Source organism: Micromonospora sp. WMMD723 (genome assembly GCF_049863385.1).
GTDB classification, from domain to species: domain Bacteria; phylum Actinomycetota; class Actinomycetes; order Mycobacteriales; family Micromonosporaceae; genus Micromonospora; species Micromonospora wenchangensis.
This window is the reverse complement of record NZ_JBMKNR010000001.1, coordinates 4,876,518-4,891,553: the sequence shown is the minus strand read 5'-3', so window position 1 is coordinate 4,891,553 and position 15,036 is coordinate 4,876,518. Positions and strand designations below refer to the sequence as shown.

Sequence of the window (15,036 nt, the reverse complement as noted above, 5' to 3'; positions counted from 1 at the left end):
CCGCCCTCCCCTGCACCGGGTCGGCCGGTCCTGCGGCAGGTGTTCAGGAGGAGCAGGTGTCGAGCATGCTCTGCAGGGCGGATTTCTCCGACGACTGCAGTCGCAGGCCCCAGGTGTACTTCACGGTGATCCACATCTTGCCGTAGGTGCACCGGTAGGCCGACAGGGGCGGCTGCCACGTCGACGGGTCCTGGTCGCTCTTGGCCTGGTTGACGTTGTCGGTCACCGCGATCAGTTGCGGGCCGGACAGGTCGTTGGCGAAGCTCTGCCGGCGGCTGGTCGTCCAGGAACTCGCCCCGGAGCGCCACGCCTCGGCCAGGGGGACCACGTGGTCGATGTCGACGTCCGACGCGGCGGTCCAGGTCGCCCCGTCGTACGGGCTGTACCAGCGCCCCGACGTGGCCTGGCAGGAGGAGTTCACGACGACCGAGGTGCCGTCACGCTTGAGGACCTGCTCACGGGTGTCGCAGCTGCCGCTGACGGTGATCCAGTGCGGGAACAGGTCCCGGGAATAGCCACTGGTGGAACCCTCGGCGGCGACGGTGAGGGCGTTGAGCTGCGACTGCGCCGTCGCCTTCGACGGGATGCCCGGCGGCGTCGCCGCCGCCGTCCCCGCGATGCCGGCCGAGAGGGCCGCGCCGACGAACGTGGCGAGCGTCAGCGTCACGGCGCGCACCCGGGGCCGCGCGAGTCCGGGCGTCTTCGTGGTCGGTCGTGCCATGCCGTGCCTCCTGGTCGCCATCGAGAGCAGATGCAGTCACCATCTTCGATGAAAGTGACGGCTGGATGGCATCATCGTGAAGAGCCGCAGAGATCGGGAGCAACGCCTACTCACCGCTGCGCCGATCTGATTACGGAGCCGGCTGGCCCACGATCGGAAGCCCGTTCCCTGCCGCGTTCACCACCGGCGGAAGCTCCTGGACCGCCGGTTGCTCCGAGCGCGCCGCCGGGCTCGGTGGCCGACGGCAGCCGTGACCATCGGCCTGCTGCCGGCCACCGAACCCGGCGCGTTGCCGCCACGGACCAGATCGCGTCCGTCGCGATGAGCGGTGTCGGATGGCGTGGGCCGGGTTCGCGGGCGGGGCGTTGGCCCGTCGCCCGTCGATCGCCGTCGACCGGGTGATCGCCGCGCGGCTCGCGGTCACCCTCAGCGTCCCGATGACGGTCGGCATGGTGACGGTCGCCGTCATGCGTGCCGGGCCCGTAGGCGTCCGCACCGTCGGCGGTCTCGGCGTGGCCCTGACGTCGTGGCGGCCATGCTGCTCGTCCGGGCCCACCGCAGAGCACTCTCGCCCGCCGGCACGAGCCCCGACGCCAGGATGGTTGAGCGGTCCGCCCCACGGCTCGACGATCCATCGGCCGCGACGGCGCGTACGGGCCGAGGCCGGGTGCGGGCGGTCAGCCCGCGCCGACGGACGCCGGGCCGGCCAGGTCGGGTGCGGTCAGGTGGAACGTCGAGGGAGCGGGTTGTCGGCGGGCCAGCAGGTGTAGTCGCTGGACGGCGCGGTCGGCGTCGACGGCGATGCGGTCCCGGCACGCGCAGCGCTCCTCGTCGAAGCCGGCGAACCGGTAGGCGACCTCCATCATCCGGTTGCGGTCGTTGGGCCGGAAGTCGGCGATCAGGTGCACCCCGGCGCGGGCGGCCTGGTCCACCAGCCAGGTCAGCAGGACCGTGCCGGCGCCGAAGGACACCACCCGGCAGGAGGTGGCGAGCAGCCGCAGGTGCCACACCCCGGGGTGCTTCTCCAAAACCAGCACGCCGACCGCGCCATGCGGCCCGAACCGGTCGGTCAGCGTCGTGACCAGCACCTCGTAGCGAGGATCGGCCATCAGGGTCCGCAGCGTCCGGTCCGGGTAGTGCACGCCTGTCGCGTTCATCTGGCTGGTTCGCAGCGTCAGCTCCTCGACCCGGGACAGGGTCGCGGCGTCGGCCCGCCGGATGTGCATCGCCAGGTCAAGTGAGCGGAGGAAGTCCTCCGCGGGGCCGGTGAACCGGGCCTGCTCGTCCGCCCGCCGCTGACCGGCCTGGTACATCTGCCGGCGACGGCGGGCGTCCACGGTCACCGACGTCGGGGTGAACTCGGGGCGGTCGAGCAGGGTGGTGGCCATGCCGGCGTCGTAGCAACGCACCTGCGGAAGGTGGTAGGCGACCTCGGCGCGTTCGGCGGGCTGGTCGTCGATGAAGGCGATGGTGCCGAGTGCGAAGCCGAGCTGGTCGGCGATGCGTCGGACGGCGTCGGACTTGCGTCCCCAGCCGATCTGCGGTGCCACGAAGTACTCGGCGACGCCGAGCGCGCGCAGCCGGGCCCAGGCCGGCTCGTGGTCGTTGCGGCTGCACACCGACTGGAGGATGCCCCGGGCGTCGAGGCCGGTGATCACCGCCCGGATCGGGTCGGGGAGCACGACCTGCTCGTCTTCGAGCAGGACGCCCTGCCAGAGGGTGTCGTCGAGGTCCCAGACCAGGCACTTCACGGTCACGGGTGGCGCGGGCCGGGCCTCACTGGTCACGGCGGCTCCTTCGCGGGTTGCCGCTCGTGGGCCGTCCGGGCGGGTGACGGGCGTGGCGGCCCGGGCGGGCACGTCGGTGGTGGGGTCAGGCACCGTGGTCTCCGGATTCGCCGGTGCGGAGCCGGTCGACCAGGGCGGCCATCCGGCGTACGGTCCGGAAGTTGTCCAGCCGCAGGTCGGCGCCGCGCACGGAGACCCCGTACGTCTGCTCCAGGTGCACCACCAGCTCCATCGCGAACAGGGACGACAGCCCGCCGGTGGCGAACAGGTCCGTGTCCGGTGGCCAGGACCGCCCGGTACGCGCCGTCAGGAAGCGCGCCAACTCCGGTGCGAGGGTGTCGGCACGATCGCCGGTGTCCGACACGTCCTGGTCGGATGGCACAGTCATCACAGGTCTCCCTCGTAGTGGTAGAACCCCTGCCCGCTCTTGCGGCCGAGGTGTCCGGCCCGGACCTTGGTCAGCAGCAGCTCGCAGGGGCGGCAACTCTCGTCGCCGGTACGCTCGTGCAGCACCCACAGGGAGTCGACCAGGTTGTCCAGGCCGATGAGGTCGGCGGTGCGCAGTGGACCGGTCGGATGTCCCAGACATCCCTGCAGGAGGGTGTCGACGGATTCGACGCTGGCCGTGCCGGCGGCCACCACCCGGACCGCCGTGTTGATCATGGGGTGCAGGATGCGGCTGGTGACGAAGCCGGGGGCGTCCTCGACCACCACCGGCTCACGGCCCAGGGCGGCGAGCAGCCGGCGTACCGCGTCCAGGGTGTGTGGGCCGGTGCGGGGGCCCCGGATCACTTCGACGGTCCGGATCAGGTAGGGCGGGTTCATGAAGTGGCTGCCGATCAGGTCCTCCGGCCGCGCCACCGACCGGGCCAGTTCGTCGATGGGGATGGAGGAGGTGTTGGACACCACCGGGGTGCCGGGTGCCACCAGGGCGGAGACGTCCGTCAGCACCTTGGCCTTGGCGTAGGGGTCCTCGGTGACCGCCTCGACCACGGCGGTCAGGGTGCCGGTCCGCCCCTTCGGGACGTCCGTGAGGGACGGCCCGACGTCCAGTGGGCCGGGCCGGACGTCAGGTGGCAGGCATCCCATCAGCCGGGCGGTGCGGACCTGCCGGTCGACCCGGACGGTGGCCTCGGCCAGCCGTCCGCGGTCCACGTCGATCATCGACACGGCGATGCCGTGTCCGATCGCCAGCGCGGCGATGCCCGTTCCCATCACCCCCGCGCCGAGCACCACCAGCCGTCGCGCCGCATCCGGTGTCGCGTTCTGCCCCGTCACCAGGGTCTCCCTTCGTTGCCCGGCCCGGTTCGCGGGCCACGCCGGTCACGGTCACACCTCGGAGTGGTCCGCCTTCCGCCCCTCGACGGACGATCCGTTGACCGACCGGGCTCCGTTGCCGGCCGGTGATCCGTTGCCGGACCGGGCTCCGTTGTCGGCCGGTGATCCGTCGGCGACTGGTGATGCGTTGGCGGTGGACGCGTCGGTGGCGGTGCCGTCGGTGGGGACGCCGGGGTCGGTGTAGAACTGCCGGGCCCACTGCCGGTACCGACCGATGGGGCCGTCTCCCCGGGCGAGCTTCGGCTGTTCGACGTGCTCCTGGTGGTGCCACATCAGCAGGTCCGCGCCGGTGTCGACCGAGGCCACCCGTTGGGCGATGACGCTGAGCAGCCGGGCGACGGGCATCGCCGTGGCCCGGGCGGCCCGCTCGGGCAGGAACGGCAGGCCGGCCAGTTCCAGTTTGGTGCCCATCCGCAGGTGGATCCGACCCGGGGTGGTGGGGGTGGCGTGCAGCATGACGTGCAGGTCGCCGGCACCGTTGGGCAGCCGGGTGCGGGCCGCGATGGTGGCCAGTCCGATCACGGTGAGGGTGTAGGACTGGCGGATCCGGCGCATGACGGTGCCCCGGGCGGTGGCGGTGACGGTGCTGACCGGCTCCCCCATCACCGGTGTCCCCTCGATGACCAGGTCCCGCAGTCCGTGCAGCGCCGGGAGGTGACCCCAGTCGAAGGCGTTCTCGATGACGTCCTGCGGGTGCCCGGCGATGTCGAAGGTGTTGTGGCTGAACGGTTGCCGATCGTCCATGCCGAAGGTCGGCACCTGCCACTGCGGGGCGAGGCCGAGGGCGTGCCACCACACGTAGATCGATCCGTTGGCCTCGCAGACCGGGAACTGGCTCAGGGTCGCCTTGGGTGGCGGCAGGTCGTAGCCGGTGCGGACGCAGGCCCCGGAGGGGTCGAAGGCGAACCGGTGGAACGGGCAGACGATCTCCTCGCCCTCGAGGGTGCTGCCGACGCCCAGATGTGCCCCGAGGTGGGGGCAGCGGGGGCGGACCGCACGCAGCAGTCCACGGGGGGTCCGGTAGAGGACCACCTCGCCACCCATGATCGGGCGGGTGGTGATGGTCCCGGGGCGGACCTCGTCGGAGAAGGCCACACAGAACCACCCGTTCGGGTCGGGGCGGGTGGGCCGGTGGAGCCGGTCGGCCGGCGCGGCGGTGTGCCGACGGATCTCGTGGTCGCGGAGCAGTTGTTTGACCAGTGGTTTCATGGTTGTTCTCCTAGTGGGCGACCGGGCAGGTGCCGGGGCCCGATCCGACGGTCGGCGGCACGGGCTGCGACGTGGTGACCGGTGGCGCGTGGGTTGCGGTGGTCTCCGTCCGGCGCTGCCGCAGCCGCAGGCGCAGCCCGCGCGAGCTGAGGCTGGTTTCCACCTTGGGCCGGAAGGGTTCGTCGCTGACCGGGGTCAGCTCCCAGCGGGCCGTCACGGCGGTGAGGGCGAGGATCGCCTCGGTCAGGGCGAACTGGTCTCCGATGCACTTGCGTGCGCCGGCGCCGAACGGAACGTAGCTGGCCCGGTCGGGTGAGGTGTCGAGCCAGCGGTCCGGGTCGAAGCGGGTCGGTTCGGCGTACAGGTCGGGTCGGCGGTGGATCAGGTAGGGGCTGAGCACGAGGGTGTCGCCACGGCGTAGCCGCACCCCGTCGAGTTCGGCTTCGCCGGTGACGGTCCGGGTCATCATCCAGGCGGGCGGGTAGAGCCGGAGGGTTTCGGTGACCACCCGGGCCGCCAGGTCGAGTCGGGGCAGGTGTTCGGGGCCGGGTAGCGCGCCGGCCAGGACGGTGTCGGTCTCGGCGTGGAGTCGGCGTTGGAGGTCCGGGTGGGTGGCTATCAGGTACAGGGCCCAGGCCAGGGTGATGGCGGTGGTTTCCATGCCGCCGAGGAAGAAGGTGAGGGCCTGGTCGGCCAGTTCGGAGTCGCTGAGTTGCTGCTCGTGGTCGCTGCTTTCCACGTCGACCGCGGCGACGAGTGCGGAGAGCAGGTCGGCGTGGTCGGTGGGGTCGGCGCGGCGGGCGGCGACGATGTCGGTGATGGTGGCGAACAGCCGGGCGCGGGCCTGGTCGTAGCGTCGTTTGGCGGGGGTCGGCAACCGGCGGAGCAGGGCCGGGGTCATCATGCGGCGGAAGAAGGCGCTCACCACGGTGTTGGTGTCGGCCAGGGCCCGGCGGAGGATCTCTGCGGGGAGGGACCCGCTGAACATCGTCTCCATGGTGGCCTGGGTGGTGAGGGTCATCATCTCCCGGGTGACGTCGAGTACCTGGCCGTCGTGCCAGGAACCAGCGGTGGCGTCGGAGGCCCGGCCGAACACGGCCGCGTAGCCGTGCAGGCGTCGGGGGTGGAACGACGGTTGACACAGCCGCCGTTGCCGCCGGTGCAGCGGGTACGGGCAGGTGGACAAGCCGTCGCCGATGACCTCCCGGATCCGGTCGTAGATCGGGCCGCCCTTGTCGAAGGTGCGGTCGTTGACGAAGACGTGCCGGGTCAGGGCCGGGTCGCAGATGAGCAGTGCGGTGGTCGGGCCCAGTCGGACCCGCACCATCGTCGGGTATCCGGCCAGGGAGCGGATGAACGCCAGCGGGTCCCGCAGCAGGGGCAACGCGTGCCCGAGCAGGGGTAGCGCGCCGGGTGCCAGGGGTACCGACGCGGTGGTCGTCGTGTGCGTCGCGGTCATGGGTCACCTCGTTTTCCGGTCTGCCGTCGTCGCGCCGGGCGGCGGGCGGGTGATCTCGAGCAGGGCGGTGGTCCAGCGGAAGCCGAGGCCGAAGCTGACGACGAGGACGCGTTCCCCGACCCGTAGCGCGCCGGTGCGGAACATCCGGTCGAGGGCGAGCAGGACGTCGCACGGGCCGGCGTGGCCCAGGTGGCGGCCGAAGGTCCAGTTGGTGTCGGTGGCGCGGCGGTGCAGCGGGGGTCCGGAGAGCAGCAGGTCGAGCACGGCCGAGCCGATGGCGATGGCTACCACGTGGGAGATGTCGGCGGCGGTCAGGCCGGTCTCGTCCAGGACGGTGTCGACGCAGTGGCGGGTGCGGCGTTGCAGGGTGTCGATGTGGGGCAGGAGCCCGGTCTGTTCGGCGAGGAAGCGTCGTCCGGGGCCGGCGTCGTCGTCGTGTTCACCGGCGCGGGTCAGCACCTCCAGTTGCGGTTCGGTGGCCTGCGCGGTGGCCAGCAGCCGGGCGAAGCCGGTGCCGCGGGTGAGCACGGCGGCCGCTCCGGCGTCGCCGGCGACGTAGCCGATGTCGCGGACGTGGGCCCACCGCTGGTGGGGGAAGCGGGCGGCGGCGGTGACCAGGGCCGCCCGGGCGGTGGGTTGGGCGGTCAGGTGTTCGGCGGCGGTCACCAGGGCGGCCGCGCCGCCGTCGCTGGCCGCGCCGACCTCGATACCGGTGCTGCGGGTGGCTCCGAGGACCCGCAGCAGGTAGGGCGCGGGAGTGTAGTGGTCCTCGTCCTGGAAGGTGGCGTGGGCCAGCAGGCTCACGTCGGTGCTGGGGACGTTCGCGTGGCGCAGTGCCAGCAGGGCGGCCCGGGCGGCCATCTGGGTCGCGGTCTGCCCGGTCGAGACCGCTGCGGAGGTGAATCCGTTGGCGGCGGCCATGGACGGTCGGCCGGTCGGGGTGCCGTCCCACGGGTCGTGTTCGGGTCGGATCGGGGGGATCCAGGAGCCGGTTCCGGCGATCGTGATGTCGTGCCACAGCACCGTTGTCTCCTCGGCGGTCAGGGAAGGGCCGGTTGCGGGGTGTCGGCGTGCGGCCGGATCAGCCTTCCGCTGTGGTCGGTGGCGTGCGCGCTGACCCCGGTGACGCGGGCCAGGACGTGGCCGTCGGGGGTGGATGCGGTCAGCGTGCCGTCGGCGAAGCGGCAGTGCAGCCGGATCGTCGGGTGGGCGGCGCTGAGCTGGCAGTCGTTGCCGGGCCCGCCGAGGTCCACCGTCTCGATGCCGGCCATCGGGCCGACGAGGGGTGGCCGGTCGCCGTGGGGTGGCAGGAGCAGCAGGTGCACCATGGCGTCCAGCAGGATCGCCGGTACGGTCATCCCGGCCAGGGCCGGGCTCCATGCCTGGTGGTCGAGGCGGAAGGTGGCGCTCGTGCCGTGGGGTCCGCGGGCGTACTCGCCGGTTCCGGCGAACGGGCCGCTGAGGGTGATCGGCAGGTCGGCGGAGTAGACCGGCATCGTGAAGTCCGGTTCGGGGCGGTGCGCCGTCTGGTCGGTCGGCGCGGGCAGTGCGGGGTGCCGGTCGGCGAGCACGACGGTCGTCTCGCAGAGCAGGTCGTTGAAGCGCAGGACCTTGCCGTTGCGGCCGATCCGGTTGGTGGTGATCCGGACCGCCACCACGGCCCGGTCCGGGGACCGGTCGGTGAGTCGGGCCTCCACCGTGATGGTGCGGGGTGGGCCGGCGGACCTGACGGTCACCGACGTGTGGCAGGCCAGGTCACGGAATCCGGTGACGGTGAGGTCGGGGCAGAGGTGGGCGGCGGCCCCGGCGGCGGCTTCGAGGGCGAAGGTGCCGGGTAGGACGTACTCCCCGTTGACGCGGTGGTGGCGCATCCACCGGCCGTCCTGCTCGGCGAGGGTGTGTGGTTCCCAGGTCTTGGTGAACACCGCCCAGCGGTGGCCGCGCAGCAGGACACCGTCGAGCAGCGGCGTGGCCAGGGTCGGGTCGGGCGGGATGGGTGGCGGCGCGTCCGGTACGGGCAGCGGCAGCGGGCCGCCGGTGGTGTCGGTGTTGATCCCCCGCTGTCCCAGCAGGACGCGTTCCTCGTCGCGGATGAAGAAGACCGCCGCCCCGGTGCCGGGTCGGGTCACCGCGTCGAGGAACTGGGCGGCGCCCTGTCTGCTGCTGATGTAGGCGTCCATCCGGTTGCGGCGCAGGGTCTCCTGCATGGCGGTGCTGCTGGCGACGCCGACCTCCCGCCAGCCGCTCCAGAGGATGGCGAGTTCGCGGTGTCCGTCGGGTGCGGTGCGGTCCGCCCAGGCGCTCGCGTACGCCAGGTATTCGTTGACGGCGCAGTAGTCGACGTCTCCGGGGGCGGGGGCGAGGGTGGCCAGGGTGCTGAAGTTGCACCAGATGCGGGGTGGCCGGCCGGTCAGGGCCCGTTTGAGGTTGCGGTAGCCGGTGGCCTTGGTGGCCCGTACCGCCCGGAAGTCGGTCAGGGTCTTCGCGTGCAGGGCCCGGGAGCGTAGGTCGAGGACGGTGTTGACGAGCAGGTCGATGCGTCCGTGCCGGTCCATGATCTCGTCGAGGACGGCGGTGGTCCGGTCCGCGTCGAGGACGTCGCCGACGCGGTGGTGGACCCGGTCGGGTCCGCACAGTTCGGTGAGCCGGTGCACGGTCCGGCGTACCTCCAGGCGGGCCTGGGCTCGTTCGTAGGCGTTCCTGAGGTCCCGCAGCGACGCGTCGGGGTGTTCGCGGCGTCCGGCGGCGATGTACGCGGCCTGGGGCGGCAGTTCGTCGTCGGTGTCCGGTAGCGGGGTGCGGCCGATGACGTACAGGTGGGGTCGGTCGGTGGTGCGGGCCACGGCGTCGAGGAGTTCGGGGGTGATGCCCCGGGCCCCGCCGAAGGCGACCACGACCGCGCCGGGGGGCAGGGCGGGTTGCGGCGTCCGGTGCGGGGGCTCGTCGTCGGCGACGGTGAGTTCGTACCAGTTCTGTCCGCGGCAGGCGAGGGTGTGCGTCGGTACGCGGGCGGTCGCGGCCCGGGCCAGTTGGGCCAGTGCGGTCGGGGCGTGCGACGTGTCGGTGATCAGGGAGTTTCCGCTGCACTGCGGGACTTCGGCCCGTACGGAGCGGACGAGTCCGGTGAACAGCCCGGCGAGGGGGTGGGTCGTTTCCTGCGGTAGTGCGGTGAGCAGCACGGCGGCCAGTGATCCGCCGGCCCGCAGGGCGGGCAGCGCGGCCCGGATGGTGGTGAACGCCAGGTCCTGGAGGTCCTCCAGGCGGGTGGCTTCGGTGTCGTCGGTGTCGTCGGCGGGGGTTTCGAGTCGGGTGAGGATCCGGATGTGGCGTGGCACGAACGGTAGGCCGGCCAGGGCGTCGGCGGTGGCGTCGGGCGGTACGTGGCTGGTGGCGTCGACTCCCGGCCTCGGTGACCAGATGGCGATGTCGGGGCCGGTGACGGCGGCGGCGAGGTTCGGGATGTCGGTGACCACGATGCTCCCGGCCGGGATCGCGGGCCCGTCGGGGTCCGGTGGGGTCAGCGGCCGCAGGTGGAGGGTCTGTCGGCGGCCGACGGGCTGCTCGGCGGGTTCCGGGACGGCCCCGTCGGGGTAGGGGCCGGTCGGTCCGGTGAACCGGATCGTGGGTGATCCGGGGGCGGCCGGTGGCACGACGGTGCCGGTGCCGGTGACGACGGCCCGGAGCACCGCCAGCAGGGCGTCGAGGGCCAGGTAGGTGCGGTCGGTGCCGGCGGCGGCGGGCAGGGTGTGGGGCGGGTCGTCGGTGGTGCGCCCGGGTGTCGTGGTGAGGGTGCCCAGGATGGGCAGGCCGTGTTCCCGGGCGGTGTGGCGGCGGGCGACGGCGACGACGGCGGCGCCTTCGGCGACGGTGCGCCCCGCCGGTACGAGGGTGTCCAGGTGCGCGTCCCATCCGCTGATCGGTCGCAGGCTCACCGCGCCGACGAGGGCCAGGTCGCAGGCCCGGTGGCGGAGCTGGCGCAGGGCCAGGTCGAGTGCGCAGTGGGTGGAGTCGCGGTGGGCGTAGACGCTGGTGCCGAAGCCCCGGAAGTCGTAGTAGTTGGCGGCCCGGCCGGACAGGATGCAGGAGACGGCGCCGGTGAAGTCGTCCTCGTTGAGTTCGTCGGGAACGACGTCGCCGGCGTCGGCGAGGGCCTTGGCGAGGTACTCCCGCAGTGTCTGGGCCTGCCCGGCGTCGGGGAGCAGGTCGAAGGTCGCGGCGCACTCCTGCGCGTGGACCCGCAGTGCGGCGCGGGCGTTGTGCGTCGTCGGCAGGCTCGCCCCGACCAGGATCGCGGTGCTGGGCCGCAGCGTGGTTCCCGGTTCACCGAGCTCGGTCAGGAGCGGTCCGAGGGCTTGGAGCATCATCAGGTGGGCGGGGTCCATGTGCCGCATCGTGCGGGGTGGGATCCGCACGTCGAGGGGGGACGGCAGCGGGTAGGGGCTGCCGAAGCTGGGCTGCGGGGTGGGGCCGTCGCCGACGAGCCAGGCGGGCACCCGGTCGCGGTCCAGGCCGGGCAGGTGGGTGTTCCAGCCGACGACGACGAGGTCTTCGGCGTCGGCGGTGCGGTCGATCACCGACGGTCGGTGGGCGGGTCGGGCTGTCGGTATCCGGTCGGCGAGCACCACGTGGGCGTCGGCTCCGCCGAGCCCGAACGAGGACACCCCGACCATCCGTGGGCGGGCCTCGTCGACCGGCCAGGGTGCGTCGGTGACCGGCACCGTGAGTCGGGTGCCGTCGCCCAGCAGCGGGTGGGGGTCGGTGACGACGGTGTGGCCGGGGATCGTGCGGTGGGCGAGGGCGACCAGCGCGTGCGCCACCGACACGAGTCCGGCCAGGACACCGGTGTGGCCGAAGACCTGTTTGTTCGACGTCAGCAGGCACGGTCGGTCCCGTTCGCCGAGTCGTGCCAGCAGGGAGCGTAGTTCGACCTCGTCGCCGACGGGGGTCCCGGTGCCGTGGGCCACCACCCAGTCGACGTCTGCGGCGTCGACGCCGGCGTCGGCCCAGGCCCGGCTGATCGCCAGTTCCTGCCCCCGGGTGGCGGGCGCGTGGATGCCCTTGCCCCGGCCGTCGGCGGCGAGTCCGGTGCCGAGGACGACGCCGTGGACGTGGTCGCCGTCGGCTACCGCGCGGGCGTACGGTTTCAGGGCGAGCATGACGGCGCCCTCACCGATCAGTGTCCCGTCGGCCGCCTGGTCGAAGGGGCGGATCCGGCCGCTGGCGGTGATGCCCTGGGCCCGGCAGAAGAGGGTGAAGCCGATCGGTTCGATCACCGAGGTGCCGCCGACGAGCGCGACGTCGCAGCTTCCCTCGCGGAGGGCTTTGACGGCGGCGTCGAGGCAGAACAGTCCGGTGGCGCAGGCCGCGTCGAGGGTCAGGTGTTGGGCGTCGGGCGGGATCAGGCCGCGCAGCGCGTTACGGGACACCGAGGCGGGTAGGTAGGCCAGGGGGTTGCCGCCGTCGCCGCCGTAGTGGGCGCTGATGGCGTGGTCGGCGAGTTCGGCCAGCCAGTCGTCGTCGCCGCTGCGCTGGATGGCGTCGCGGATGAGGCGTCGGTACTCGTCGCCGAGGACGATGCCCTGCGTGCCGAGTCCGGTCTGGTCGTGGATGCCGGTGGTCGCGGCGAGCCACCGGTCGCCGGGCCGGCGGTGTACTCCGGTCAGGGCCTGGACGGTGCAGTGGCGCAGCCACCGGGTGGTGCGTGGCCAGCCGGGGTGTCCCAGGAACCCGTCGGGTTCGGCGACGGAGGCGGGGTCGGGGACGAACCCCTGCACGTAGCCGGCTTCCCGGATGTAGAAGCTGTCGGTGTCCGTCGCGCTGGCCGACCAGAAGTGCCGTAGGTCGAAGGCGGACGGTTCGCTGGCCAGCAGGGCGCCTTCGCGGAGCCGGTCGTAGAGGTCGGCGGGGTTGTTGGTGCCGGGCAGGACCACCCCGAGGCCGACCACCGCGATGGCGTCCGGGTCGTGTTCGGGGCCGGTCTGTGGGCTGTACGGCTGCGGGTGGTGGACCGGGCGTGGTGTCGCGGCGGCGAGGGCCGGTGGCGGTGCGGCGACGGCTTCGGCGGTCGCCGGGTCCGGTTGCGGTCCGGTGCGGGCCGCGGTGGTGGACGGTTGCGGTTCGGTGACGGTCGCCGGGGCCGGTTCGGGGGCGGCCCCGATGACGGCCGGGGCCGGTTCGACAGCGCTGGTTGCCGTCGTGGGCGGCGGCAGGGTCCGGGGAGGTACGCCGACCTGCGCGGCGAGTTTGCTGTGCAGTCGTAGGCCCTGCATGCCGCCGATGCTGATGCCGCCGTCGGCCACGAGCGTCTGCCCGGTGATGAATCCGGTGTCCGGGTGCAGGAGGTGGACGAGCAGCCGGGCCGCTTCGGGAGTGGAGATGGTGCGGCGGGTCAGGTCGCTGGCGCGTGGCGAGTCGCCGAGGGCGGCGGCCGGGTCGTCGAGGTTGACGACGATCTCGCTGGCCACGGAGCCCAGCAGGACGGTGTTGACCCGGATGCCCTGGTCGGCCAGTTCCAGCGCCAGGTACCGCACGAGGGACTCCAGGGCGGCTTTGGTGACGCCGCCGGGGCCGTAGCCGGGGACCGGCTGGTGGGCGCCGACGCTGGACAGGCAGAGAATGGCTGCTCCCGGGCGGCCGGCCATCAGCTCGGCGGCCCGCCGGGAGCAGTGGTAGGCGCCCATGACGTTGGTGGACCAGGCCCGCTGCCAGTAGGTGTCGTCGACGTCGAACAGGGGCAGGAACGCGCCGCCGGCCGCGTTGTTGACGAGGAAATCGAGGCCGCCGTGCCGCTGCCGGATCAGGTCGAACATCCGGTCGATCTCGCCGCGTTTGGCCACCGAGGCCCGGATGAACTCCGCGCTGAGGCCGGCTTCGGCCAGTTCGGTGCGCAGCAGCTCGGCCTGGTCGACGGAGTGGAAGTAGTTGACGACGACGTGTGCGCCGCAGGCGGCCAGCCGACGGACGATGTCCGCGCCGAGGCTCTTGGCCGCGCCGGTCACCAACGCGATCCGGCCGTGCAGGTCTGACGTGTCGGTCATCGGGCGGTCGCCTCCGCCTGGACGACGGCCTGCGCGATCCGCCGCAGGGTGCCGACGGTCAGCAGGGAGGTGTTGGCGCGCAGGTCCGGCAGGCCGTACCGGTCGGCGACCCGGCCGAGCAGGGCGACCTGCTTGAGTGACTCCACGCCCAGGTCGGATTCCAGGGCGTCGTCGTCGCCGAGCAGCTCAGGCGGGTAGCCCAGGTAGTCGCCGTACAGGGCGCGGATCTCGGCCAGGACCGTCACGTACCGCCGGTCGGCGTCCGGTGCGGGCTGGGGTGGATCGACCATGACCGGGGAGGCCGGTGTCACCGGCGTCGGCGGCGTCAGGACTGACGGCGCAGCCGGAACGACCGCCGCCGGGGGTGGCGGCGTCGGGACGGCGGGCGTCGGGACGGGTGGTGGTGGAGGGGCCGCGACGGGTGGCGCAGGCGCCACGGGTGGCGGGGCCGCCGGGACACGCAGGGGTGCCGGCGTCCGCACCGGGGGTGGGGCGGTGTCGGTACGGCTGGCGACCAGCGCCCGGACGGCCGCCACCGGGTCGTGCTCGCTCAGCGGTACGACCGTCTGGACGCCCGGGACCGACGCCTCGACGAACCGGGTGACGACCGGCCACTCCCCGCATTCGATGAACGTGTCCGCGCCGGCGGCGTGCAGGGCGCGGACCGTGTGCAGCATCCGGACCTGGGCGGTGAGTGCGCCGGCCACCAGGTCGACCGGGTCCTCGTCGCCGATGTCCCGGCCGAGCCACGGTGAGGTCACCCGCCACCGTCCGCCGCCGTAGGAGACGCGGGGTGCGGTGGCCCGCAGGTCCCGGGCGGCCTGCGCGACCGCCGGGGTGTGGGTGGGGTGCGGGACGTCGAGGCGGACACTGGGCCAGCCGAGCGCCTCGGCCACCCGTTCGGCCTCGTCGATCTGCCGCCTCGGTCCGCTGAGGACACTCTGTCGGGGGGTGTTCTCGCAGGCCAACACCAGGTGCGGGTGGCCGATCAGCCCGGCGAGTGACTCCGCCCGGCGGCCGTCGACCCCGACGGCGAGCATCGTGCCCGGCCATGCCTGCCGGGTCAGTGCCTCAGACCGGGCCACCGCCAGGCGGGCGGCGTCGCCCACCGAGACGTGTCCGGCGACGGCCAGGGCCCACAGTTCACCGATGCTCTGCCCCACGATCGCCACCGGTTCGACGCCCTCGGCGACGAGCAGGTGGTACGTGGCGAGGCTGACCGCGAAGATCTCCAGGTAGTGCACCTCGGGGCTGTAGGGGCGTTCGCCGGCGGCGTCCTCGATCAGGCGGGTGCTGATGTCGGGCAACCCCAACTCGCGGGCCGCCTTGTCGATCAGGGTCAGCGCCTCACGGACCGTTTCGTAGCGGTTGTGCAGGTCGCGCAGGGTGCCCGTACGGGGGGCAGCCACCGTGCCGGGCATGACGAAGACAGAATCCACCATGTGCGTCACCCTCGTTTCCATCCCGGTGGTCGGGCTGTGGTGC

The 15,036-nt window shown here is 72.9% G+C and carries 9 protein-coding genes; all 9 read right to left on the bottom strand.

The window, feature by feature from the left end; translation table 11 throughout:
- Window positions 1-43 precede the first annotated feature (43 nt).
- A complete protein-coding gene (locus tag ACN261_RS21365) occupies window positions 44-721 on the bottom strand; it encodes an HNH endonuclease family protein (protein ID WP_425851783.1) in 678 nt (225 codons plus the stop codon).
- Between the two features lie 677 nt (window positions 722-1,398).
- Window positions 1,399-2,508 carry an HAD-IIIC family phosphatase gene (locus tag ACN261_RS21360; protein ID WP_425851781.1) on the bottom strand — a complete coding sequence of 370 codons (1,110 nt, stop codon included), beginning with the start codon at window positions 2,506-2,508 and terminating at the stop codon, window positions 1,399-1,401.
- Between the two features lie 85 nt (window positions 2,509-2,593).
- Window positions 2,594-2,896 (bottom strand): acyl carrier protein, encoded by a 303-nt coding sequence (locus tag ACN261_RS21355; protein ID WP_363657236.1) that lies wholly within the window; start codon window positions 2,894-2,896, stop codon window positions 2,594-2,596.
- Window positions 2,896-3,786, bottom strand: coding sequence for a 3-hydroxyacyl-CoA dehydrogenase family protein (locus ACN261_RS21350; RefSeq protein WP_425851778.1), 891 nt, complete (start codon window positions 3,784-3,786; stop codon window positions 2,896-2,898). Before ACN261_RS21350 ends, ACN261_RS21355 begins: the two co-directional genes overlap by 1 nt.
- Before the next feature lie 51 nt (window positions 3,787-3,837).
- Window positions 3,838-5,055 carry a Rieske 2Fe-2S domain-containing protein gene (locus tag ACN261_RS21345; protein WP_421481430.1) on the bottom strand — a complete coding sequence of 406 codons (1,218 nt, stop codon included), beginning with the start codon at window positions 5,053-5,055 and terminating at the stop codon, window positions 3,838-3,840.
- 10 nt (window positions 5,056-5,065) lie between these two features.
- On the bottom strand, window positions 5,066-6,514 hold the full coding sequence (locus ACN261_RS21340) for a cytochrome P450 (RefSeq protein ID WP_421481429.1): 1,449 nt from the start codon (window positions 6,512-6,514) through the stop codon (window positions 5,066-5,068).
- Between the two features lie 3 nt (window positions 6,515-6,517).
- The gene (locus ACN261_RS21335) at window positions 6,518-7,537 is read right to left on the bottom strand and encodes a 3-oxoacyl-[acyl-carrier-protein] synthase III C-terminal domain-containing protein (protein WP_425851776.1); all 1,020 of its coding nucleotides are present in this window, start codon (window positions 7,535-7,537) and stop codon (window positions 6,518-6,520) included.
- 17 nt (window positions 7,538-7,554) lie between these two features.
- On the bottom strand, window positions 7,555-13,551 hold the full coding sequence (locus tag ACN261_RS21330; RefSeq protein ID WP_425851774.1) for an SDR family oxidoreductase: 5,997 nt from the start codon (window positions 13,549-13,551) through the stop codon (window positions 7,555-7,557).
- Window positions 13,548-14,993: an acyltransferase domain-containing protein gene (locus ACN261_RS21325; protein ID WP_425851772.1), complete on the bottom strand. Its 1,446-nt coding sequence runs from the start codon at window positions 14,991-14,993 to the stop codon at window positions 13,548-13,550. Before ACN261_RS21325 ends, ACN261_RS21330 begins: the two co-directional genes overlap by 4 nt.
- Between the last annotated feature and the right edge of the window lie 43 nt (window positions 14,994-15,036).